Source organism: bacterium (assembly GCA_040753555.1).
In the GTDB taxonomy this organism is placed as follows: domain Bacteria; phylum UBA9089; class UBA9088; order UBA9088; family UBA9088; genus JBFLYE01.
Window position 1 is genome coordinate 1 of sequence record JBFMDZ010000241.1, and the last position, 2,745, is coordinate 2,745.

The following is a 2,745-nucleotide window of genomic DNA, read 5'->3' on the forward strand; positions in this document are numbered from 1 at the left end:
TTTACATTTTATTGTCACTCACTTTTTTGTAATTTTTACCTCCCCATACCCCTCAATCCCTTATAAATACAAGAAATTCTACTTTCGCTACCACCAATTTCGCCAAGTTTCTGTTGAAGTTGGGTAAAAAGAGGGAGAAGGTGTGGTATGTTTTTTTAAAAAAATGGATTGAAAAACTACGGAATGTCTGCTATGATACTTTCTACAGGAGATATTTATTATGGGACCGTTTCATCAACAGCAGTCAATACGCCTGGATTAGATTATTACATCACTGCTACTGATGGACAAAGTAGTGCCTCTGACCCTCCTGTAGATCCTGCTAATAACCCTTATCAGCTTGCTATTCTGCCTAATGTTGCACCAGAGATTACTCATATACCTGTTACTGTTTTAACCCCAGGAGTCCCTATCACAATCACTGCCACAATTACTGACAATACAAATTATCTGGCAAGTGCAACATTATCTTATAAAAAATGCGGACAACTATTATATCAAAATGTTGTTATGACCAATATAGGAGAAAGCAATTATCAGGCTATTATACCAGCAGATTATGTTACCAATGATGGCGTGGAATATTATATCTTTGCCAAGGATGATTTGGGGGTAGGGAGGTTAAGCGGGGTGTATCGGATTTGGCCCTACCTTCAGATTACCACAACCTCTTTGCCAAATGGAGAGGTTGATAAATTTTATTCCTTTTCCCTTTCTTGCGCGGGTGAAAAACCTCCATATTTCTGGTCTTCAAAAAACCTTCCCTTTGGCCTTTCCTTAAGGCTTGGAAAAATTACAGGAACACCGACATCCCCAGGTTCTTTTACCTTTACGGCTACTGTTGTAGACTCAAGCTCTCACATCGCAACAAAAAGTTTAACTCTGGTTATTACAGGAGAAGCCCCATCTTTTCCTGATACATTTATTACAGAGGCTCTTTTAAACCAAAGAAGTGCTTTTTTTGCTTGGTCTGGCTCAAGTAGCCTAATTCTTGTTTATTCTTACAAGCTAGGGGGTTATGATGGCTATTGGACAAAAGATAGCCTAAATACCCAGACAAGCTATTCTAATCTTCCCAATGGAACATACACATTTTTTGTAAGAGCAAAGGATAGCAAGGGAAATGAAGATCCAACACCCGCTTCATATACATTTTGTATAAAGATAGAAGCCCAAGAATTAAAAATAAAATCCTTCACTGCATCTCCTAACAATTCTGATAGTTCACCCTATAAAGTAAATTTCCATTGTGAAGCAGAGGGTGATAGCCTAAACTATCTTTTTGATTTTGGAGATTGGGATTACTCGGGTTGGATTGAAAACAATAATATTGAACATACCTATGCAAACTCTGGGGTTTACAAAGCAAAGGTTGTTGTTGCAGATAAAACTGGAGCACATTTTGAAGAGACAATAACCATAAGGATTGACGACCTTCTTGCCAAGTATGCCCCAATTCTTTCATTTAATAAGGGCGAGACATATTTTCCTACAAGGGCAGAGGAGATTGTTGGTCCTAATAGCACGCTCGTAATAATAGAAGGGGATGTTTTAAATATTAAAAATGGATACATTGACATAAACGATGAATATATAGAAAAACAAAGAGGAAAATTCCCTGAACCCCCTCTTGTCTATGGAAGGATAGAGCCTGATGGCGATAAAACCTATCTCCAATACTGGTTCTTTTATATTTATAACGACTGGGCAAATAAGCATGAAGGGGATTGGGAAATGATAACAATAGAGCTTGAAAAGGATGAGCCAACGAGGATTGTTTATACACGACATGATTTGTTAGACGAAAAAAAAGACTGGGATGATGCAAAGGTTTTGGAATGGAAGGAGCTAAAGGATGGAATAAATAAGGTAGGAAATCATCCTATTGTCTATGTAGCAAGAGGCTCACATGCAAGTTATCCTGAGTCAGGTAAAACTTTCATTCCAGGATTTGGAGATGACCTGCATTCTGGTGATGGCTCTATTTTTATTCCCCATACTTACCAATTACCCCTTATAAATGAACCCTCAAAACATTGGGAGTGGATAAAGATTAAGGGTCTAAAATGGGGAAACCAAACAGGAGTTACAGGATCTAATGGCCCATCTTCGCCAGTTGCTAAAGGAGATAAATGGGATAATCCAAAGAAGTGGTTAAACAGCATTTTTTTATTATCCCAGGCTGTCTCTGTAACTGAAGAAATAAGGGAAATTGCCGATAACACAGTAAATACTATTAAAACTTCAGTTGATAACAGTATTGAAAAAATTAGATTTACCATTGCTCACTGGATTCCCTTAGGGAAAGGGAAAAAGGATTATGGAATTCAGTCAATAAACTTCCCAGAAGACATTCAGATTGCCCTTATTAAGCCAGATGGAACAATCATTGACCAAACAAGCCAAGATGGAAGCATTACCTATACATCTTCTGATAGCTATCAATCTTACATTATAGACTCTCCAGCCCAAGGTGAGTGGCAGGTTGTTATCGCCGGGGTTGATGTCAAAGAAAAAACCCTAGTTTTACTCAATGTCCTTGCTGTTACCGACCTCACCCTCTCTTTGAATCTGGACAAAGAAAGCTATGATTCTATGACACCTATGGTTGTTACAGCGAGCCTCAATGATGATTTGGGTTCAATCTCAGGGGCATCTGTTTCAGCTCTTATCACAACCCCATCCTCTACGGATACATTGACCTTTCTGGAAACAAGTAAAGGGATTTATATGGCTACCTATACT

General features: G+C 38.4%; 1 protein-coding gene. It reads left to right on the plus strand.

Translation table 11 applies throughout. From position 1 onward, the window contains the following. Window positions 1–183: 183 nt before the first annotated feature. A partial coding sequence (locus tag AB1630_11950; GenBank protein ID MEW6104505.1) for a triple tyrosine motif-containing protein occupies window positions 184–2,745 on the plus strand: 2,562 nt, incomplete at its 3' end.